The 19,122-nt window shown below is 56.3% G+C and carries 19 protein-coding genes; 5 read left to right on the plus strand and 14 right to left on the minus strand.

All coding sequences use genetic code 11. The annotated features are described in order from the left end of the window. Positions 1 to 481 precede the first annotated feature (481 nt). From LKE08_RS04620 to LKE08_RS04640, 5 genes are all read right to left on the minus strand, one after another. A complete protein-coding gene (locus tag LKE08_RS04620) occupies positions 482 to 1,009 on the minus strand; it encodes a CAP domain-containing protein (protein WP_324703021.1) in 528 nt (175 codons plus the stop codon). Positions 1,010 to 1,145: 136 nt separating this feature from the next. Beyond that, the gene (gene trpB / locus LKE08_RS04625) at positions 1,146 to 2,396 is read right to left on the minus strand and encodes a tryptophan synthase subunit beta (protein WP_324703022.1); all 1,251 of its coding nucleotides are present in this window, start codon (positions 2,394 to 2,396) and stop codon (positions 1,146 to 1,148) included. Between the two features lie 121 nt (positions 2,397 to 2,517). Then, complete coding sequence (locus LKE08_RS04630; protein ID WP_324703023.1) at positions 2,518 to 3,321, minus strand: ion transporter; 804 nt, start codon at positions 3,319 to 3,321, stop codon at positions 2,518 to 2,520. Positions 3,322 to 3,334: 13 nt separating this feature from the next. Further along, positions 3,335 to 4,840: a hypothetical protein gene (locus LKE08_RS04635; protein WP_324703024.1), complete on the minus strand. Its 1,506-nt coding sequence runs from the start codon at positions 4,838 to 4,840 to the stop codon at positions 3,335 to 3,337. A gap of 159 nt (positions 4,841 to 4,999) precedes the next feature. Continuing rightward, positions 5,000 to 6,214, minus strand: coding sequence for a glycosyltransferase family 4 protein (locus tag LKE08_RS04640; protein WP_324703025.1), 1,215 nt, complete (start codon positions 6,212 to 6,214; stop codon positions 5,000 to 5,002). A gap of 283 nt (positions 6,215 to 6,497) precedes the next feature. Here LKE08_RS04640 and LKE08_RS04645 point away from each other — a divergent pair, with 283 nt between their 5' ends. Further along, entirely contained in the window at positions 6,498 to 7,445 is a 948-nt protein-coding gene (locus tag LKE08_RS04645; RefSeq protein ID WP_324703026.1) for a glycosyltransferase family 2 protein, read from the plus strand. Positions 7,446 to 7,458: 13 nt separating this feature from the next. Here the strand turns inward: LKE08_RS04645 and LKE08_RS04650 are convergent, their stop codons facing one another. Further along, entirely contained in the window at positions 7,459 to 8,412 is a 954-nt protein-coding gene (locus tag LKE08_RS04650; protein ID WP_324703027.1) for a hypothetical protein, read from the minus strand. 262 nt (positions 8,413 to 8,674) lie between these two features. Here LKE08_RS04650 and LKE08_RS04655 point away from each other — a divergent pair, with 262 nt between their 5' ends. From LKE08_RS04655 to LKE08_RS04665, 3 genes are all read left to right on the plus strand, one after another. Then, positions 8,675 to 9,631: an NAD(P)-dependent oxidoreductase gene (locus LKE08_RS04655; RefSeq protein ID WP_324703028.1), complete on the plus strand. Its 957-nt coding sequence runs from the start codon at positions 8,675 to 8,677 to the stop codon at positions 9,629 to 9,631. A gap of 44 nt (positions 9,632 to 9,675) precedes the next feature. After that, positions 9,676 to 11,496, plus strand: a complete 1,821-nt coding sequence (locus LKE08_RS04660; protein WP_324703029.1) for a response regulator — start codon at positions 9,676 to 9,678, stop codon at positions 11,494 to 11,496. Positions 11,497 to 11,617: 121 nt separating this feature from the next. Continuing rightward, positions 11,618 to 12,376, plus strand: a complete 759-nt coding sequence (locus LKE08_RS04665; RefSeq protein ID WP_324703030.1) for an ABC transporter ATP-binding protein — start codon at positions 11,618 to 11,620, stop codon at positions 12,374 to 12,376. A 73-nt stretch (positions 12,377 to 12,449) separates the two neighbouring features. On the opposite strand, the gene LKE08_RS04670 is transcribed toward LKE08_RS04665, so the two are convergent. Beyond that, entirely contained in the window at positions 12,450 to 12,728 is a 279-nt protein-coding gene (locus LKE08_RS04670; RefSeq protein WP_324703031.1) for a hypothetical protein, read from the minus strand. Positions 12,729 to 13,199: 471 nt separating this feature from the next. On the opposite strand from LKE08_RS04670, the gene LKE08_RS04675 reads away from it, so the two are divergent. Next, the gene (locus LKE08_RS04675) at positions 13,200 to 13,568 is read left to right on the plus strand and encodes a hypothetical protein (RefSeq protein ID WP_324703032.1); all 369 of its coding nucleotides are present in this window, start codon (positions 13,200 to 13,202) and stop codon (positions 13,566 to 13,568) included. A 90-nt stretch (positions 13,569 to 13,658) separates the two neighbouring features. On the opposite strand, the gene LKE08_RS04680 is transcribed toward LKE08_RS04675, so the two are convergent. The 7 genes from LKE08_RS04680 to LKE08_RS04710 form a co-directional block, all read right to left on the minus strand. Further along, on the minus strand, positions 13,659 to 14,288 hold the full coding sequence (locus tag LKE08_RS04680; protein WP_324703033.1) for a HEAT repeat domain-containing protein: 630 nt from the start codon (positions 14,286 to 14,288) through the stop codon (positions 13,659 to 13,661). Further along, positions 14,288 to 15,124 (minus strand): HEAT repeat domain-containing protein, encoded by an 837-nt coding sequence (locus LKE08_RS04685; RefSeq protein WP_324703034.1) that lies wholly within the window; start codon positions 15,122 to 15,124, stop codon positions 14,288 to 14,290. The genes LKE08_RS04680 and LKE08_RS04685 overlap by 1 nt, the downstream gene beginning before the upstream one ends. A gap of 24 nt (positions 15,125 to 15,148) precedes the next feature. Beyond that, complete coding sequence (locus LKE08_RS04690) at positions 15,149 to 15,403, minus strand: phycobilisome linker polypeptide (protein WP_324703035.1); 255 nt, start codon at positions 15,401 to 15,403, stop codon at positions 15,149 to 15,151. 109 nt (positions 15,404 to 15,512) lie between these two features. Beyond that, positions 15,513 to 16,379 (minus strand): phycobilisome linker polypeptide, encoded by an 867-nt coding sequence (locus tag LKE08_RS04695; RefSeq protein WP_324703036.1) that lies wholly within the window; start codon positions 16,377 to 16,379, stop codon positions 15,513 to 15,515. Positions 16,380 to 16,494: 115 nt separating this feature from the next. Beyond that, on the minus strand, positions 16,495 to 17,313 hold the full coding sequence (locus LKE08_RS04700; RefSeq protein WP_324703037.1) for a phycobilisome linker polypeptide: 819 nt from the start codon (positions 17,311 to 17,313) through the stop codon (positions 16,495 to 16,497). A gap of 164 nt (positions 17,314 to 17,477) precedes the next feature. Beyond that, positions 17,478 to 17,966, minus strand: a complete 489-nt coding sequence (gene cpcA / locus LKE08_RS04705) for a phycocyanin subunit alpha (protein ID WP_324703038.1) — start codon at positions 17,964 to 17,966, stop codon at positions 17,478 to 17,480. Positions 17,967 to 18,075: 109 nt separating this feature from the next. Next, the gene (locus LKE08_RS04710) at positions 18,076 to 18,594 is read right to left on the minus strand and encodes a phycocyanin subunit beta (protein ID WP_324703039.1); all 519 of its coding nucleotides are present in this window, start codon (positions 18,592 to 18,594) and stop codon (positions 18,076 to 18,078) included. Between the last annotated feature and the right edge of the window lie 528 nt (positions 18,595 to 19,122).

Genomic DNA, 19,122 nt, shown 5'->3' on the forward strand with positions numbered 1-19,122 from the left:
AAGAAGGGGGGCTTTAAACGGCCGAACCCTTAAGAAGGGGGGCTTTAAACGGCCGAACCCTTAAGAAGGGGGGCTTTGAAGAGTGGAAAACCGCTCCGGAATATGATAGAATTATTATCGCAAGTATCGCGATCGTGTATTAACAGTTTAAATCGGGCTAGAAACCTTGAAACCTCAATTTCAAGGTCATTTCAGTTCCCTATTGCCTATTGCCTGTTGCCTATTCCCCTCTAGCAGCGCTATAAAATAGCCGTGGGTTGGGTTGAGGCACAAAACCTAACATTGATAGTCTAGTCTTGAGTTTCACTCTGGTTCAATTTCACCGACAACTAGAAACCCGGTTTCTTTTCACTCGCCCCCCTAGCCCCCCAATTCTGGGGGGAACTCTTCAGGTTGAGAAATAGGAACTCTCACAGAAAACCGGTTTCATTTCACCCCCAAATCCCCTCTCTGTGCCCTCTGTGCCTGGAGTGGTTCAAAATTACCGGGGACGGACAAAAATCTGGGTAAAATAATACTCTCCCTTGTCGTTTCTGGCAATTCCGATCCCGGTCAGGTCGTAATCCCCCGTCATATTCTCCTCGTGGCCTGGACTGTCGATCCACCCCTCCACCGCCTGTTTTCCCGGATTGGCGTAGCCGGAATTGTACGCCACATTTTCCGCGATTTGGCGATAGGAGATCTGTTGTCCGATCGCCTGATATCGTTGTTTTGACCCCTCGTGGCTGAACGGAACCTGTCCCGATGCCATATTCTGGGAGTGGCGACGCGCCTCCTGGCTGATGCGGGAGTCGAGTTTCAAGGGGGGTAATCCTTGAGATTGGCGGTACTCGTTGACTTGTGCGTGAACCGTTTGTTCCAAAGCCGAAATATCCGGCGCGGCGGTTGCCGCCATTGTCGGGATCGGGGAATTGTCGGAATTTGCCATAAAATTGACCTCTCCCGTTACATCACAGCCAGCGATCGCTCCCAATGATAATAGGGCGATCGCGATTAATTTCTGTTTCATTCTTGATTTGACAAAATTGGGAATATTCAGTTTGCGAGAAGCGGGGGAATTGCGAAATTTCAGAGAGGGCGAATGCCATTCGCCCCTACAATTCCCGTATTCTCACCCACCGACAGTAGACTTCCCCCGGCAAATCCTAAATTTCGGAATCCAGAAATTTAGCCACGGTCTGCACGTCTTTGTCACCCCGTCCGGAACAGTTGAGGACGATGTTGGGACTGCCTTCGAGTTGGGGGCACAGCGTTTCCAAATAGGCGATCGCGTGGGAGGTTTCCAAGGCCGGAATAATCCCCTCCAACTGCGACAAACGCTGAAACGCATCCACCGCTTCTTGGTCCGTGACGCTGTAATATTCCGCCCGTCCGAGATCTTTCAAATAACTGTGTTCGGGTCCGACGCCGGGGTAATCCAACCCGGCACTAATAGAGTGGGCCTCAACAATTTGGCCGTCCTCATCTTGTAGTAAATAACTCATCGCCCCGTGCAGGACACCAACCCGCCCGTGGGTCAGGGTCGCCGCGTGTTTCCCGGATTCAATTCCCGAACCCGCCGCCTCCACGCCAATCAAGCGCACCGAGGGCTCGTTGACGAACTCGTGAAACAGCCCCATCGCGTTGGAACCGCCGCCGACGCAGGCGATGAGGATATCCGGCAAACCGCCCCATTTTTCGATGCACTGGGCGCGGGTTTCCTGGCCGATGACACCGTGGAAGTCCCGCACCATCATCGGGTAGGGGTGGGGTCCGGCGACGGAACCGAGGATGTAGTGGGTGGTTTCCACGTTCGTCACCCAGTCGCGGATGGCTTCCGAGGTGGCGTCCTTGAGGGTGCCGGTTCCCGCCTCCACGGGCTGCACCGTCGCCCCCAGCAGGCGCATCCGGAAGACGTTCAGGGCTTGGCGTTCCATGTCCTGGACGCCCATGTAGATGACGCATTCGAGGCCGTAGCGGGCGCATACCGTGGCGGTGGCGACGCCGTGCTGGCCGGCTCCCGTTTCGGCGATGATCCGCTGTTTGCCCATTTTGCGGGCGAGGAGGGCCTGGGCGAGGGCGTTGTTGATTTTGTGGGCGCCGGTGTGGTTGAGATCTTCCCGTTTCAGGTAAATTTTGGGGCCGGTGCCGTCGGGTCGGGCGTAGCGATCGCTCAATCGTTCGGCAAAATAGAGGGGACTCGGGCGTCCGACGTAATCCCGCAGCAGGTCTTGCAGTTCGGCCTGGAAGTCGCGATCGCCGACATAATGTTTAAATGCCGCCTCCAGTTCCGCCAGGGCGGGCATCAGGGTTTCGGGAACATATTTTCCCCCAAATTGCCCGAACCGCCCGAGAGTGGGGTCGAGGGCGGGGTTCTGGCCGGCCGGGGAGTTGGATTGTAGGGGAGTTGCAGTCATTCTAGTCGTGGATTCGCGAGGTAACATCAAGAGCGATCGGTGCGCCGCGCGGATCGCCCGTCTTGGTTATTATAACGACGCGCACCGAAAAAATTATTAATTATCAATTATCAATTATCAATTAATCTAAAGCTGTGCCGCAGTGCTTGCAAAACCGGGCGTCGCGATCGTGGCTGGCCCAACCGCACCCGGGACAGGTCGTTTCCACCTGATTGGAAGTTTTGACCAGGTGTTTAATCAAGTCCCCCACCTGCCAGGGGATGAGGGCGATGCCGGTCAAAATCATCAGAATGGTCAGAAATCGCCCCATTTCCGAGAGGGGGGTGACATCCCCGAAACCCACGGTGGTCATGGTGACGATGGAGAAATAGAGGGCGTCGAGAAAGGTTCTAAATATTTTGGGATTGACGGGGTGTTCGACCTGGTAAATCAACCCGGAAAAGACGAAAATAATTGTCAGCAGGGTGATGATAATACGGGCGAGGATGATGCTGTCTTCGTTACGAATTTTGACAATGGATATTTTGAAGTTAATAAAACGGACGAGGCGCAGAATTCTAAACCATCTGAAAATTCGGATATAACTGAGGTTTAAAAAACCGAGAAATACGGGCAGGATGGCGATCAAATCGACGAACGAAAAAATGCTGAAGAAAAATTTGGCGCGATTCTTAGCCGACCAAAACCGGACGACATATTCGATCGCGAAACCGATCAAAATCGCCGAATCCAAAATTTCCAACGCCGATCGCAACTCGTCGGAAATGGGGTACGTTTGCACCACAAAGATGGCGGAGGAGATCAGGATCAGCCAAGTAATGGTCAGGCTGATACTCCGCCCAACCGGTGTCTCGATATCTTCGATATAAAATCCGACCTTCTCTCGGACAGACGAAAATGATCGGCTATGAAACTCAGCACTCATCAATTATTAATTGTTAATTGTCCAACAGTTCGCGAATCCGAGTTTTGTTGTCCTGGGAGGCTCGGGATTCCGTTTCCAGCCAAGCGATCGCCTCCTGACGCCCCTGTTGAGCCGCCACAATTAACGCACCCCAGGCCTGCAAATCCGGTTCCTCGGGGTTTTCCTGGAGGGCCGCTTGGATGCGAGTTTTCAGACGCCCGCCGTCGGCTTGTAACAGCGTCACCAATTCGGTTTGGTTGAGGCGGTCGGTTTTGACCTCATTCAAGGCCTCGCTCCAGCGTCCGTCGATCAACCCGGCGAGGACTTTTTGGCTGGGGCTGGCCCAGGCGGCGGTGGCCTGGGCGTCGGTGATTTGGGCGTGGAACCGGATCAAATCCAGTTGGGCCTGGGCGATCGCGGGCCATTTTTTGGGGTAGTTGCCCCCTTTCCCGACATTTTTTTGCAGGGGTTCGATCAGATTCAAAGCCGGGGACCACAGGCCGCTGCGGGCGAGTCGGAGGGCTTTTCGGTAGTTGTAGTGATCGACCACTTCTTCATCCAGGGGGATGCTGGCCAACTGGACGGGGTTGGGGACGAACTGCCGGGGTTTGAGTTCGTAGATGCTGAAATGGGGTTCCAAACCGATGGTCCGTTCGATCAGCAGTTCCGGCTCGCTCCCCCCCGTCACGTCCTCCCACAGGGGTTGCTGTCCGGCTTCGCTTTTCCAGTCCAGCATGGAACTGAGGTGGTAGTGTTCGGGATTGTAGTGGACGATTTGGCCGTAGGGAACCTCGCGATCGCCCACCGTCCGGGTGCCGTTGAGGTTGAACCAGATCCCCGATGGCGGCATCTTGCCGGTGAATTGGCTGATTTTGGTGAGGGGGACGGGTTTGTTGGCGCCCTGCTGGTTAGCCCGGGTGCCGATCAGCGACGCGATCACGAAGGATTCGGCCGGACCTTGCACGGGCAGTTGGTAGACGAGGCGGTAATATTGGGGGGTTCCCAGCCGTTGGTAGGGCATCTGCACGGATTTGTAGACCCGCAACTCCACGATTTCCTTGCAACCCGTGGGGCAGGGGTGGGCGTGGGTCGATTCCCGGGTTTGCATCACCGGGATCAGGATGTCGCCAGGGCGTTGGACGAGGGACTCGGAGGGGAGGAGCAGCGGCTGCAGGGGTTTGAGGTAGGGATTGTCTTCAAAAAAGCCATCGCCCATCTCCCGATCGCGATCGCGGCTCGGCAGGGGCAGGGGTTCGGCAAAAAATTGCTTTTCCGCTTTCAAGTCCTCTCGGATTTCGTCGAGGGTGCGGATCGCATCGGTGCGCGGCAGGGCAATTTGGGTGGATTCCGGGAGAAATTGGTTCAACCAGATCCCCACGTCCGGATTCAGGATCAGTTTGTAGCTGAACCAAGCGCTCACCCCCAGCAACGCCGAACCGCCAAACAACAGGGTAAATGCCACCCCGTCCGCGATCCACTTTTTCACCAGCAGGGACAGGGGGGAGGGGGTCGGTCGCCGGCTCTTTCTCGCGGAACGCACCCACGGCAATTTGCGAGGAGTCGCGCCTCGGGAGGGGAAAGGGTCTGGTTTTTGATTGGGTTCCCGAAAGTGTTCGTCCATAGTGTCGGTCAGTTCTCCGCCTATTGCGCGCTATCGTAAACTTCAAGATTGGCGTTTGGCCAAACTTCTGACAACCCTTCAGCCGATCAGGATTTGTTCGTAGCGCCGGCCCGCCCGTTCCCAAGTATATTCAGTTTCGACCAGCGATCGCCCGTTTTCGGCCAGTTGTCCCCTCAGCTCGGCATCTTCAAACAATCGCGTGATCGCCGCAACGTACTCGTCCACCCGGTTGGCCCGCAGCGCCCGCAGGGGGACACCTTCGCCATCGACGGCTAACCCCTCCAACCCGCGATCGCTGGCCACCACCGGCACCCCGGCGGCCATCGCCTCTAGGGTTTTATTTTTGATCCCAAATCCCGTTCGCATCGGTATCACACACACGGTAGCTTGATGTAAATATTCTGCCATTGAAGGGACACGCCCGGTCACGTTCACCCCCGGGCGATCGGCGAGTTCCGAAACTTCCGGCACGGGCCGGGCCCCTACCAAGGATAAACTGCTATCAGGATAGCGCCGTTGGATCTCGGGCAACACCTCCAGGGTCAAAAAGCGAGCCGCGTCGATATTGGCGATATTGTCCATCGCCCCGATAAAGGTGAGGTGGTGTCCCCCCGGATCGGCGGTTCGGCAGGGGAACTCCCCGAAGTCCACGCCGTTGGGGATGACTTCGATGCGGGCGTCGGGGTTGAATTCCTGCAGTTGGACGCTATCTTCCGGGGTGGTGGCGACGATGCGATCGAATTTGGAGCAATATTGTCGCTCGTAGCGGTACAGGAGGGGCAGGTTGATGCGATCGCGCAGGGGTTTCTCGGCGGTGCCGGTTTCGAGCTGCTGCTTGCAGGTCCCGTAAACGGAACTGTGGACGTTGACGACGGTTTTGAAGCGTTGTTTCCACTCGGGCCGGACGTAGATCTCGTTGACGCTGTGTTCGCAGGTGATGGCCTCGCAGGTGCCGTCGCCGACGGCTTCGTCGATCCAGCTTTGCAGGGCCCGAGAGTAGGCGGACAGGACTCCGGGCGGGGTTCCTTGCAACAAAAATTTACCGAACCGTCCGACTTTTCCGATCGCCCCCCCGGTCGCCCCGTCGGGCTGGGGGCGCGGAAACACCTGCAGGCGATCGACGCACTGCCGCAGCCCTTCAACCTCCTCATCCGTGACATCGGGGGTGCGCTGTGTTACAACCGTGATCGGGTGCCGTTGACTGAGATATTTGAGCAGGTTAAATGTCCGCACCTGTGTCCCGCCTTTCGTGGGGGGATAGGGAAATGTGGAAGAAATCATTAAAATTTTCATAGTACCTACAATTAATTCTTGAAAAGATTGTGACTAAAAACTTCATAAACGTCAATCAAAATCCGGTCGAGCTTAGGGGTGGGAATTCCATCAGATCGGGGGATTTACACGTTGGCAAATGATGTCGTCTGCCCTCGATGGGTTGCTGATCAAATTAGAAAGCAGATCGGGCAACTTGTGGTAAAATAGGAGAGCGATCGCGCCCGATTTTCCGGACTCTTTGTCCAGTTGATCGACGAGAGTTTTCGGCCTCGTCACGACAAGAAACCCCGACCCAGAATCCATGACCAAAATTAGCGTTTGCATCCCCACCTACAACCGCATCGACCTATTGCCGATCGCGATCGCCAGCGTCCTCGAACAGACACACCAGGACTTCGAGTTGATCGTCTGCGACGACGGATCGACCGATGGCACCGTGGAGAGGATGTCCCGCTACGACGACCCCCGCATCCGCTACGTCCGCCACCAACAAAATATCGGCAAAAGCAACAATATGCGATCGGGGTTTGAAGCCGCCACGGGGGACTACTTCATCAAATTCGACGACGACGATCGCCTCACCCCAGAATTCCTGGAAAAAACCGCCACCATTTTAGACCGAAATCCCGACGTCGATTTCGTGGGAACCGACCACTGGATCATCGATATTGAAAATAATCGCGATCGCGCCGCCACCGAAACCAACTCCCGCAATTGGGGGAGGACCCACCTCCCCGAAGGCGTCGTCGAAAACCTCCTCGAAGTCACCTTCGTCAAGCAAAGTTTTCAAATCGGCTGCACCCTCTTCCGCCGTCAGTCCCTCCTTGATGTGGGATATATGCGCCCCGACATTCAAAACTGCGAAGATAATGACCTGTTGGTGCGTCTCGCCCTGGCCGGAAAGCGGGGCTATTATCTCCCCGAAAAATTGATGGAATACCGCGTCCACGCCGGACAGCAGGGCCTCGATCGCGCCCTCCCCTATTTGCGCGACAAAATCACCTACTTGGAAAACTTCCAATTCGACTCCGAAAACCTGGAAAATATCCGGCGATCGCGCCTCGCCCAAGCCCGATTGGCGCTGGGACTGCTGCTGGTAGAAACCGGAGATGTCGAAACCGGGCGGGTGTACATCGTCACCGGACAATCGGCCTCCTTCCCCAAAGCCTGGACGGGGCTCGCCCTCTCCCTGCTGCCCGGTTTTCTCCGCAAACGAGCCTTCAATCTGCTGCGGAACGCCAAAACTTGAACCGGGGAACCCTTCAGTTTGGTCCGGAATTATTCCCCTCCGAATTCGGGCGACTGTAGGGCAGGGGAATATACTGCACCGTCGGCCGTTTTCCCTGGGGTTGGGGATACAAATCCATCAGATAATAGATCGATTTCGGCAGTCCCACCGTCACCGGCAACCCCAATTCCCGGGCGTCCTCGACGGAAATCGGACAGTCGTGGGTGATGCGGCCCGTGGTCAGGGCATCTATTACCCCCTCGATGCGTTCCGGTTCGATCTTCTGTTGGGGAATATTATCTTCCAATAAATCCCGGACGAACCGCTGCACCTGGGCGATCGCCTTCCGGGAAATATCGGCCAAAATTAAAGTCTGATCGTCGATATCCCCGATGGGTTTCTCCTCGATCACCTTCAAAATGCTGGCGGCCGGAAAATTCCCCAGTTGCGGGTCCACCGGCCCCAAAACCGCGTTCTCGTCCATCACGATTTCGTCCGACGCCAACGCCAGCATCGTCCCGCCACTCATGGCGTAGTGGGGGATGAATACCGTCACCTTCGCCTGGTGGCGGATCAGGGCCCGGGCGATCTGTTCGGTGGCCAGCACCAACCCGCCGGGGGTGTGCAGGATCAAATCGATGGGGACATCCGGCGGCGTGAGGCGAATCGCCCGCAACACCTGTTCGGAATCCTCGATGCTGATGTAACGGGAGAGGGGAATTCCGAATAAACTAATCGATTCCTGGCGGTGAATCAATAAAATTGTCCGCGTTTGGCGCTTTTGCTCGAAATCCCGGATCGCCTGCACCCGCCGCGCTTCGATGCCCCGCTTTTGGAGGATCGGTTGGAAGGAGGCGATCAGAATGAAGATCCAGAATAGGTCAAAAAAACTGAAGCTGAAATCCATAATGACCGGACGCTCGATGTTCCCGATTCTAACTCCTGAGACGGTGTTGCGATCGCCCCCCGAGGAAATCGCCGGGGACATCCCGGGGAACCGGGGCCGGTCCGTGCCAATTTGGAAACCATCACAACCCTGCGATCGGATGTCCCGTTTGACCTGGTATTCTTATATTCACAGATAACACCCATAACACCCCCTATCCACCGCTCTCGCTTCAAGGGCGGTGCTTTTTTGTCGCTCCCCAGTTCTCGGGAGTGGGGGGCAGAAATTGACCCTCGCCTTTTGCATGAGTGCCTTTTGCCTGGTATATATAACTCAGATTTGGGAGTGGGGGGAAGGTTCGAGAATGACCAAGCGCATTTTTGTCACGGGAGGAAGCGGCTGCGTCGGTCACTATATCGCCGAGACGCTGATTAAAAATACCGACGACGAACTTTATTTTTTGGTGCGGAACCGGGAAAAATTCGGATTCGACGAAAAAATTCGCCCGGGCATCCATATTTTGGAAGCCGATTTGCGGGATATCGGTCAATTTGCGGATCTGTTGAAAACCGTCGATATCGCCATTCTGGCGGCGACTTCCTGGGGCGGGAAGCCGGAAGTTTTTCAGGTGAATGTGGACGGCATCCACCGGTTGCTAGAATCCCTCGATCGCACCCGGTGCGAACAGGTGATTTATTTCTCGACCGCCAGCGTCCTCGACCGCCACAATCAATTGTTGCCGGAAGCCCGAGAAATCGGCACCGATTACATCCGTTCCAAGTACGATTGTTTGCAGGAAATTGCCGCACGACAATCCGAGTTGCCCCCCCTGCGAGTCCTGTTTCCGACGTTGGTTTTGGGGGGAGACGCCGACAAACCCTATTCCCACCTCTCCTCGGGGTTGCCGGAGGTGGCGAAGTGGGTCGATCTGATCCGCTTCTTTAAAGCCGACGCCAGCTTTCACTTCATCCATGCGGCCGATATCGCCAAAGTTGTGGGTTATTTAGTCAAGAATCCGCCGCCATCCCGGCAACCGGAGTGGCTGGTGTTGGGAAATCAACCGCTGACGTTAAATGGTGCGATCGCCCAAACCTGCGCCTACTATGGTAAATCAATCTATTTCTCGATCCCCCTCTCCCCATGGCTGGCAAACTTTTTCATCGCCGTCTTTCGGGTGCAAATGGCGCCCTGGGATCGCTTCTGTTTGAACTACCGCCATTTCACCTACGAAAACCCAGTCAGTCCCGCCAGCTTCGGGGAGAAGACGCGGTTTCCCACCCTGACCGATATTTGGGCGGAATTCGCGCCGCGATCGCCGTGAGAGTGTAACAATATGAAGTGCATCTCCTTCACTCAACCGTTATTATGAAAATTCTCGTGGTTGAGGACGATTTACCCACCGGTTCCGCTTTGGCCGAAATCCTCAAGGAACACCACTACACCGTCAACGTCGCGACCGACGGACGGGGGGGACTGGAATTGGCCGAGGCGTTCGACTACGACCTGATCTTGCTCGATATCATCCTGCCCAAACTCGACGGCATCAGCCTCTGTCGGACGTTGCGATCGCGGGGGTGTCAATGCCCGATTTTATTACTCACCGCCAAAGATAGCAGCAGCGATCGCGTCTTGGGGTTGGATGCCGGTGCCGATGATTACGTCGTCAAACCCTTCGACCCCCCCGAACTGATGGCCCGCATCCGGGCATTGTTGCGACGAAATACGCCGGCGACCACATCGATTTTGCATTGGGAAAATCTCACCTGCGACCTCGCCGGGAGCAAAATGATTTGCAACGGTGAAGTCTTGCACCTGACGCCCAAAGAATACTGTCTGCTGGAGCTGTTTCTCCTCAATCCCCGACAAATTTTTAGCAAGCGGGCCCTCCTCGATCGCCTCTGGGATTTCGCCGAGGCCCCCGGCGAGTGGACGGTTTCCACCCACATCAAATGTCTGCGGCAGAAACTCAAGGCGGCGGGAGCCAACAACCCCGTCGAAACAGTCCACGGCCTGGGATATCGCCTGCAACCGCCAAGTTATGACATCCAAACAGAAGCGCCAGTTTCCGAACCCGAACCCCCGCAAAATAACGAACAGAAAGCCAAAGCCATCACGGACAAAATTTGGCGGCAATATCGCGATCGCTTCCTCCGACAAGCCGCGGAACTCGAACACCTGATCGAGGCTCTCATCGCCTCACCCGAGCGCCCGCAAATCCGCCGGCAAGCCGAACTGCTGGCCCACAAACTCGCCGGATCTTTGGGATTGTTCGACCGTCCGGCGGGTTCGGATCGGGCGCGAAATTTGGAAAACTGGCTCCAGTCGGAAGATCTGGCGGACCCCGGCCGGTGGCGACAGGTGAGACACTGGATCGAACAGTTACACCGGGAGTTGGACCGAGATCCCCACCGCCCCTCCCCCGCCGATGGACGGTCGCCCGTTATTTTGATCGTAGACCGCGATCGCGTTTTGGCCGAACAGTTGCAAGCCGAAGGCACCGTGTCGGGGTGGCGGGTGGAGGTCGCCCCCGATTTAAACGTCGCCCACCAGACCATCGCCGAACTGTCCCCCGATGTGATTTTACTCGATCTCGGCATCGCCGCTCCCGGCGAAGACGGCATGACCCTGCTGCGGGAACTCTGCGATCGCAAACCCCCCATTTCCGTCTTGGTGTTGACCTCCCGAGATAGCCTCACGGAACGGGTGGAAGCCACCCGCCTGGGGGGATGTACCTTTCTCCACAAACCCCTGTCCGCCCGTCAAATTTTAGAGGCGATCGGCGCGGTTTTGTCCCAAAATCTCCATTCTTCCCGCGGCAGAGTTTTGGTCGTGGACGACGACCCCCTCACCGCCACCCGCCTGTCTGGCTTGCTCCGACCCCACAATATCGATGTCATCGCCCTCGACGTGCCACAAAAATTCTGGGAAACCCTCAACCGCTGCCAACCGGATTTGCTGATACTCGATTTGGAAATGCCGGGATACAGCGGTTCCGATTTGTGTCGGGTCGTGCGCCAGGATTTTCGATGGCACGGCCTCCCGATTTTGTTCCTTTCCGCCCATCGCGAGCTCGATTCCATCAACGGCGCCTTCGCCGCCGGCGCCGACGACTATATCGCCAAAGATGTCGAAGAAGCCGAATTGACCGGCCGCATCATCCACCGGTTGAGCCGGGGAAATAATTAACTATTAATAATTAACAATTAACAATTAATAATTGTTCCGGACTCCCGGTTTCCCGGCTCGCCCGAATGGTCGGTCGTTAAGATGTAAGTAGATATTGGAAATCTCAATTATTTCGACCGCCATGACAACTGTTCCATCTCTCGCCCCCAATCAACCCCAACCGCGATCGCAGCGGGCGATCGTCCATCTGGAAGCCGTTACGAAGGTTTACGGGATGGGTGACGTCGAGGTTCGCGCCCTCAACGGGGTCAGCCTGACCGTGGAGCCGGGGGAATACTGCTCCATTATGGGGGCCTCGGGTTCCGGAAAATCTACCGCCATGAACATCATCGGCTGTCTGGACCGCCCCAGTTCCGGTTCCTATTACCTCGACGGCGTAAATGTAGCGAAAATGTCCGAAGCGGATCTGGCGAAAATTCGCAATTTGAAGATCGGCTTCGTGTTTCAGCAATTCCACCTACTCTCCCAAATGAGTGCCCTCGATAATGTCATGTTACCGATGCTCTATGCCGGAATTGCCGGCTCAGAACGCCGCGATCGCGCCACAGAAGCCCTCAGACGGGTGGGGTTGGAAAATCGCCTCCACAACAAGCCCAACCAGCTCTCCGGGGGGCAGCAGCAGCGTGTCGCTATCGCCAGAGCGATCGTCAACCGCCCCGTCCTCCTCCTCGCCGACGAACCCACCGGCGCCCTGGACTCCAAAACCACCCAGGAAGTGATGGATATCTTCACCGAACTCAACGACAGCGGCATGACGGTGGTGATGGTCACTCACGAACCCGATGTCGCCCGCCAAACCCGCCGCATCGCCTGGTTTAAGGACGGTCAGGTAATCCACTCCCACCTCGCTCCCGAAGACCTGCACAGCGCGGTTTTGTGAAAAATGATAGCACCCGACCTCTGTGCGCGATCGGGTGCCGTTTTTGCAGTCATTCCTGGCCGGAACCGGGAGGTTAGCCCCTTCTCGTTAGGGGTGGAGTTCCATTACAATAGTTGCGATCGACGATCTCAGACCGCAGCTTGGCGGGGAGGGCGGGAAGTTCGCCCGGGGCCAGCTTCCGCGCTTCGGGATGGAAGACCACCCGCTTGCAGACCACTTCGCTGCTTCCCACGGATGCGTAATCCCAAATATAGTTTTCCGTATCGTTAACGATCGCCTCGGCCGGGGAAAGGAATGAACTCAGCAGAACGAATTCCAGGGTCACTAAAGCCGTGATGACAAACTTCCACATGATTCACCTTTTGCCCAATTAATAAAAGGGGGGTTAACTTGACTATCTCCATTATCTCTCGGAAAATTTGGAGTGTCAAAGAAAGTCGGTGCGGGAAACTCTCCCCCGCCCCGATCGCTGGCCGGATTCCCCGCGCCCCATCTCGCTCCAATCGAGAGCCAAAACAACGAAAAATCCCGGGTCGATCTGGATGGATGTCAGAAGGAAATCGACCGCCGGACGGACGTTTTGGCTTTTGACTCGCGTCGATCTGGGACGGCTGTGGCGATCGGGGAAATCCCTTTAATCTCCATCCGTAAAATCCCGGATAACGGGCGATCTTAAAACGATTTGTAAAGCGTTTTACCCTTTTCCCTCCACCCCTACCCGCACCCGACACCCGATCGCCCAGGAGTCTGTCCGGTCAAAACCCGGATCTGATATAATGACTCCGGCCCACTGAATCCGGAATCGATTCGCCGCTATTATCCCATGTCAGAAATTATCCAAATTCCGAATAGCATCTGGATGATCACCCAAGATTCCCCCCCCACTCCGACCGCCGCAGACGATCCCCCAGAAAAACGGACTCGGAAAACCGCCGTTTCCGCCCAAACCATGCAGCAAAATATGAGCCAATTTTTATTGGTAATTGGCGATGTTTTTGTGCAGGCAGAACAGCAGGCGTTTCAAATGCAGCAGGCTTCGGGAAATGCTCAAAAGTCGCCCCTGCAACTCGATCAAGTGGAGTTATTTATCACGATTGATGGCGAAGGCAAAGTCAGTTTGTGCGGAGACGATCGCGATCGCGGCGCGGTAAAATTGACCTTCAAACGCAATCAAAATTCCCCCAAAAAATAGGGGGTTGACAGGGGACAGTGCGATCGCCTATAATAAGTCCGTGGGGGTAACATGGCTATACGCATGACTAAAAAATCAACGTCCCAACAATTAGGCGGCTAACTTCTGTTTCGCCCACCTCGCCCGGGCAGATACAGCCAACGTCTCATCTCGATCGCTCATCCCGTCCAACCGTTCCCAAACCGATTGGAACCAATCCGGTTTTTCCGCCTCCGAAGTCGCCAACCCCTCCAAGCCGACAACCGCCGCATAGCGGACGATCCATTCCGGGTCTTCCGACACCGACAGCAGGGTTTTCAGCGTCCTCACCTTCGCAGGCGCGATCGCCTCCGGGGGCAAATCTTCCCAGCGGATCGCACCCAACCCCCGGGCCGCCGCCCGTCGCACGCTGAGGGCGAAATCCCTGGCCGCCGCCTCCAGCAAAACATCCAGTCCCCGGGGGTCGCCGATCCCCGACAGCGCCCGCACCGCCCAGGCCCGGGCCCCGTAATTGTAGCCATCCAGCTTTTCCAGCAGGGGGACGACGGCGGGTTCACCCACCGCCATCAACCCGTCCACCGCCGCCACCGCCGCCCCGGGGTTGTTGAAACCGAGGACGCGAATCAGGGTGGGGATGGCTTCCACGGACTCGGTGGCGGCGAGTTCCGCCACGGCCCGGACCAATTTGGGAGCGGAGTCGGCCTCTTCGACGGCTAAAATTAATTCCTGGGTCGTTTTCATCAGAGCAAAGAATCCATCAAGTCCATCAAGTGAACGGCCTCCTCGGAGAGGGAGGTTTCGTCCGTTTGGCGGAGGTGGTGTTCGAGAAGTCCTTGCAGGGCGATCAACTTGAGGCTATTTTCGGCCAGGGTGGCGGCGATGGGTTCGGCGGCTCGCAAATATCCGATCGCCCCCAAATCCATCAGGGCGCAGCGCCGCAGTGGCAGGTCATCTCCCCGCAACGCTTCGATCAGGCGATCGCCATAAACCGCCTCCCCCGTTAGTTGGTACATCGCCCGCCTGGCTGCATATTGGATCCGTGGGAAGGGGTGATGGGTGAAGGGTTCGATATCCGGAATCGCCTCCGTCGCCCCCAACATCCCGATCGCCTCGATGACCGCGTCGTAGGGTTCGAGCAGGTGAGGTTTTCCCGGAATCGCTTCCGTATCTTCCATGCCGCCGGCCAGCAATTTCTGCAAAGCGGGGACGCAACCGCCATCGCCCAGGGCCTCCAACGCCTGGGCTGCCGCCTCCCGGACGTAGAAATCGGAACAATCCAAGCTTTTAATCAGGGGTTCGACGGCGCGGCGGTCGCCCAATTTTCCCAGGGCGCGGGCCGCGTTCCGCCGCAGGGGGTAGCCCCCATCTTCGGTGCGGTCAGACTCGTCGTCGAGGGCATCGATCAGGGCCGCGATCGCCCGGGGGTCGTCCACGCGAAATCGCCCCAGCCACCAGGCAGCGTAGTAGCGGCGGTTGGGTTCGGCATCGTTGAGGGCCGCGATCGCCTGTTCGAGTGTCCAAGCTTCGCCCCCGGCCGGAGCATTTCCGGTCGGGGTTTTCGGTTCGGAATCCTGCATGGAGATTGCAATCGGTGGTCTAAACTATTCGCCTTCCGACTCCGGGTTGGTAGTCATCGGCTCGATGCTGACAATTTTACCACCCATGCGGGTAATCCGCTGCATTTCTTGATTCATCCGATTGTAAGGGACGATCAAAAATTGACTGGCGCTGGATCGAATCGGATACTCCGTCTTTTCAGTTTCGTTATTCTGGCGCATTCCCACCACTTCATATCGGAAGAAGCGTGCACCCGAGGGGCTGCTGCCCATTTTTCCGGCACTGATGTAACCCAACATTGTGCTTATTAATCTCCCAAAACGATCAGTGTTTTCCGTTTCAATCCTCAATTTTAGATGTTAGATCGCAAACAATCTAACATCTAAAAATCAACCGAGTTAGACCCGGTTAGATGGGCGTGATGCTGGCGACCTTACCGCCCTGGCGCTGAATTTGCTTGAGCTGTTCCGAAAGCTGGTCGTAAGGAACGATGAAAGCCTTGCTGCTGCGGCGGACTTTGGGATACCGACGCTGGACAATTCCGGCCACTTCCACCCGGTAGGTGCGTCCCCCTTGCAGGACGCCGCCCTGGCTGAAACCCGTGCTGGGGTTGACACTCTGGCCGGAGGGCTTGTAGGACCAGCCGGTCGTACCGCCGGAGGGCGCCACGACCGTGGAAGCCCGGTTGCCACCGAGTTCCTGGGCCAGACGGGACATCTGCCCTTCCGCCTGGGAGCGATCGCTGTTGGCGTAGCCCCGGTAGAGGCGGAACATCCGGGGGAACCCGACGGTTTTTTGACCCCGCTGGGTTTCAAAGCCCCGGTAGTAGGGGACAATACTTTCGCCGAAGCTCTCCAGATATTCCGGAGAATCGATATAAGAATCGATGTCGGCGTCGTAGCCCTTGTTTTGGTACAGGTCGAGGTGGAAAATCACCTCGGACTCGTCGTAGGGGGCGCGGCCGAGCAAGTGCTTGTAGTTGAGCTCGATGACCCGGGTCTGGAAGTTGGGGTAGAAGAACTTTTTCTTGTAAAGTTCCGATTTCGCGACGCAGCGAACGAACTCCCGGACCGTGATGCTGCCGTCGCACAGCAGCGACTCCGCACTGATCAGGCGCTCGGATTTCATCAGGTAATCGTTGCCCAAGACCTGGCGGTAAACCGCGCGGATCACTTCTTGGGCATTTTCTCGGGTCCAGTTGGGACGCAGCTCCACCCGGGAACTCTCCTGGAAGGCTGTGGTCCCCAGCCGGGACGCTTCTTGTGTGATGGCCACTCAAATCCTCCTGTGTTGACAACTGACTTGGGAATTGCTGGCGGCGTGGATGTTTCCGATCGGACGGGATTTCTGCTATGATTGTTGACTGGTTGACAGTTAACAACTTGCTGTTCTAAGCAGGGGTCACGCTGATGACCCGGCCGCCCATACGGTTGACCCGCTGCAACTGTGCCGATAGTTGCTCGTAGGGTACGGTGTATTCCGCCGTCGCCCGACGCATTTGCGGTCCCGACCGTGTGGGTTTTTGCACCACCACCACCCGGTAAAGTTGTCCGCGATCGCCGCCGTTGGTCCCCGTCAGGGTCTGTTTGCCCCCCGGTGCCTCAATGGGCGAGGACGTATTGCGGGCGATGTCCCAAGTCAGGCGGGCTTGCTTCTGGTTTTGGGCGCGATCGCTATTGGCATAACCGCGATACAGTTGGAACATCCGGTTGAATCCGGTGGTTCTCTGGCCCCGGCCGGTGGTGGAAAATCCCCGGTAGTAGGGAACCACGCTGTCGCCGAAGCTTTCGGAATATTCCGGGGAATCGACGTAGGAACTGATTTCCGCCTCGAAGCCCTCATCGTTGTAAAGATCGACGTGGAACGCGATCTCGGACTCGTCGAGCGGTGCGCGGCCGAGCAGGTGCTTGTAGTTCAGTTCGATGAACCGAGTTTGGCTGTTGCCGTAGAAAAACTTCTTCCGGTACAGTTCTGATAGCGCGATCGCCCGCACGAAATCCCGGACGGTAATTTCTCCCTGACGCAACAGCGACTCCGCACTCGTCAGGCGCTCCCGCCGCATGAGGTGCTCGTTCCCCATCACCTGCCGGTAAGCCGCCAAAATGACCGCCTGCACGTCAGATTCCGTGAAGTTGGAACGCAATTCCACCCGTTCGGATTCTTCAAAGGCTCGGATTCCTAGGCGACTGCCTTCAATTAAGCCAACCATATGAATCTTCTCCCGATATTTAAAGTTCTCAAAATGAGACGAAAAAACGGTTTTTAATCCGGTTCGGTATTCAAAGCGACCGAACAAAAGATGCCCGGACTGCTAAATAACTGCTAACCCAATTGCTAACAGCTATTTACCGTTCCGGGCACCGGAAAGCGGATCTAGCTCAGGGCGTTGATCGCGTAGTCGAGGTAGGAGTTGGCTTCAACCGCAGCGTCGCCAGACAGACCGTGGTTGGCTTTGATGTGCTTGAGGGCTTCGATGTACCAGCTCGGAGACAGCTCGAACGTCCGGTTGATTTCATCGATGCCGGCAATCAGGTACTCATCCATGGGGCCGGTGCCGCCAGCGATCAGGCAGTAAGTCACCATCCGCAGGTAGTAGCCGATGTCACGGGAGCACTTGTCCTTGCCGCGCTGGTCCGCCGCGTAGTTCGGTCCCTGCATTTGGGTGGTGTAGGGGAACTTGTTGTAAACGGCTTGAGCCGCACCGCTGATCAGGCTGTCAGCTTTGGTGGTCAGGGCTTTGGCAGCTTCCAGACCGGCTTTGGCTTGGCGAAAACGGCCGAAAGCCACTTGGATTTCGGTGCTGCTCAGGAAACGGCCTTGGGAATCGGCGATGGAAACGGCTTCGGTTAGGGGGGTTTTCATTCTCCAGTTATCTCCCTAGTGGTTTACAAAAAGTTTGGTTAGATAAGGGAAGCCAACAAAAATGATGACTTCAAGGGTGCGAATTGTTATGTGCGATTCGGTCGCCAGCTTAGGCAACAGCCGCAGCGGCGCGATCAAAGTAGCCCGCGATTTCAGACGCCAGGGCGCTGCAATCTCCGGGGGTGATGCCGGCGGGATCGTTGACGATTCCCAGGGCGGCTTCCTTCATTTTTTCGACGCCGGTGGCGACGGAGGCACCGGGGACGCCCAGAGCCAAGTAGGTTTCGCGCAGGCCGTTCAGGCAACGATCTTCCAGAACGCTGGCATCGCCGGCGAAGATGGCGTAGGTGACATAGCGCAGGATGATTTCCATGTCACGCAGGCAGGCAGCCATGCGACGGCTGGTGTAAGCGTTACCGCCGGGAGCAATCAGTTGGGGCTGCTCGGAGAACAGAGAGCGAGCTGCGTTAGCAACAATGGTGGAAGCGTTGCCGGTGATGCGGTTGACGGCATCCAAACGCTTGTTGCTTTCGGCAACCATCGCGTTCAGGGCGTCGATTTGAGCGGCACTGAGCATTTCGCCGCGGGTGTCGGCCTGAGAAACTACCTTGGTGAAGGCATCAAACATGGACTTATCTCCTACTTGTTGACTTGCTTAAGTTCGGTTTGGATTCGACACGCGACGAACGGTTCAAATCGCTTCGTCGGCGTCCTCTCCCAAGACCCCTCAGAGGTAGAACACAGGCAATGGTATGAACATTAGCCTGCCGATCCCCCAGCAGTCGGGTGTCATATCCGTCGGTTGGATAACTCAATCCGACACTTTAGGAATCTTAAGAGATTGTACACGGTTTATGAGAGGGATTTAATTTTTTGTAATCAAATGTTAATCAAACTTCATAAATTAACATTTGTTTTCCTTCTCTCCCCTTCAGATATTTGTTATACAACGCTATCGGCACTTGTTTTGTTAAAAAATATTAAGAAACGTATCCGCTTTGCTTTGAAATTCCCCCGACCCGCAACACGACTTTACTAAGTATTAATAACTAAGCAGAATTGCCAAACGCTTTTTCCGGGCAAATTTCGCCCGTGGCGGGCCAAAATCCGGCGATCGCCACAAAAAAACCCCCCCCGATCGGAGGGCAGGGTCGCC

This window comes from Lyngbya sp. CCY1209 (genome assembly GCF_035615495.1).
In the GTDB taxonomy this organism is placed as follows: Bacteria; Cyanobacteriota; Cyanobacteriia; order Cyanobacteriales; family Microcoleaceae; genus Limnospira.